The organism is Sphingomonas sp. 10B4 (assembly GCF_035019905.1).
Classification (GTDB): Bacteria; Pseudomonadota; Alphaproteobacteria; order Sphingomonadales; family Sphingomonadaceae; genus Sphingomonas; species Sphingomonas glacialis.
Window position 1 is genome coordinate 1 of the sequence record NZ_JASJVC010000152.1, and the last position, 1,805, is coordinate 1,805.

The 1,805-nt window shown below is 55.7% G+C and carries 2 protein-coding genes; one reads left to right on the forward strand and one right to left on the reverse strand.

Features of this window, described 5'->3' with window-relative positions:
• Positions 1-528 precede the first annotated feature (528 nt).
• Complete coding sequence (locus QN347_RS19165; protein ID WP_322159913.1) at positions 529-792, reverse strand: hypothetical protein; 264 nt, start codon at positions 790-792, stop codon at positions 529-531.
• A gap of 269 nt (positions 793-1,061) precedes the next feature.
• Here QN347_RS19165 and QN347_RS19170 point away from each other — a divergent pair, with 269 nt between their 5' ends.
• Positions 1,062-1,643, forward strand: a complete 582-nt coding sequence (locus tag QN347_RS19170; RefSeq protein ID WP_322159915.1) for a hypothetical protein — start codon at positions 1,062-1,064, stop codon at positions 1,641-1,643.
• Positions 1,644-1,805: the final 162 nt, after the last annotated feature.

Below are 1,805 nucleotides of genomic sequence, written 5' to 3' on the forward strand. Positions count from 1 at the left end.
CCCTGAATCAATGACTTGGGCTGGCGTCAAGCTAACCCGCTGATACCACTCAACTTAGTTTCGGATCGGGCTCTAAGCGACGGCGGTAACTGCTTGCTGCGCTATGGTAACAGGATGGCGGTATCGGCGTCCGGCAATTGCCAATCATTCCTCCTGATCAAATTGATCGATAGAAAGTGCTTCTATCGATCATAATTGGGCGAATTTTGATGGATAACACATCTGGTCGCCGCCCAAGGGCTGGCCGATCATCACGCACTCATCAAACTGCAATTGTGCGGGCGGAGGGAATCGAACCCACAATCCTTTAGGACCTGGATTTCAAGCCTGTCTGTCGCTCTGAACCTATGGCAACTAGCGAGCTGGCTAGCTCACGCCAAAAGTCTGCATTTGGGCGGCAGCGGCGGGGTTGCTACGTCGCCACATCGTGGTTAGCGCTCGGGCAGCTTTCGGCAGGACAGCGTCGCATAGCTGCCAATTGATCGCGTTGCGCCGGGACAGGTGTCATTCCCGGCGCAAGCCATTCGCTCAGTGGTTTTTTGGCATCGTGCTGTTGCTCATCATTCCATTCGACATGGAATCATTGCCCATCATGCCACCCTTCATCGAGCCCTTCGACATATTATGCTTCATCATTGAGGCGCAGCCATGGTTCTTCATCATGGCGGAATGGGACATCGCATGACAACGTTTCATCATTGCGGCGTGAGATTTGCTCATATGCGCAGAGGCCGGAGCACCCGCGATCAAAACCATCGCCACTGCGCCGACCGCTAGTTTGAAATTTTTCATCGATGTTCTCCTGAGGCAGCCCAAGGGATTGGCTAACGCTGACAAAGGACAACGAACCTGTCCGGAGCGCAGCGATGAGATTCTTGGTGCTAGGAGGTTAATCAATGAGCGCATCGCTATGTTCCCGATTGGACGGGCTCTAAATTCTACGCGACCGCTGCCTGAACGGCGGCTGCAAAGTTCATTACGAGACCGTTCAACAAGACTCCGGCAATTAGGCCCTCTAGCTGGCGCAACAGGTGTTCAGCGGCGCCGTCGAGGAGTTCGACATGAAGAACGTGTTTACAAAAGCTACCCTCGCTTTGGCGCTCGGGGCAACTGCCTTGGCCGCGTCCGCGCCGGCTCAAGCCCAGACTTATGGCGAGCATCAACACAGTCGCGACAACACCGGTACGGCGATCGTCGCTGGCATCGCTGGCTTGGCTATTGGCACCGTTATAGCGTCGAGCAGCAACGCCAACCGCCAGCGCGGCTATTACCAGCAGCCGGCTTACCAGCAGAACGGTTATTGGACCGATGAAAGCTGGAACAACGGCGGGGATACCTATGCAGAGTTTCAGAGCGAATATCAGCATATCAATCGTGGCATTCAGCTGGCTATTAACGAGGGTTCGATCTCACGCTCGGAAGCGTGGCGGTTTTCCAGCCAGCTGCGGCGAATCCAGCAGGTGGCCTATCAATCGTCTCGCTACGGAGACTATGAGGGCGACTACACCCAGCAGCGGCTAGAACAGCTTCACGAGCAAATTCATGACGCTCGCGAACGGGGATACAGCGACGACCGCGGCTATGGCCGCAACCACGACTATGACGGGGGATATCAGGGTAACAATGACGCTTATCGTCGCTGAATGAACCAGGCACCCAGCCTCAGCAATGAGGCTGGGTGTTCTGAACTGTTGGGTTCGATGCGCCCTTCGCCCGGCGGATCGTTATGTTAGCCCGGATTATTCATGAGTCTTCGTACCAGGGCTTTGCCGACCCGGCTTTGCGGTTTGACGACCGCGGCGGGC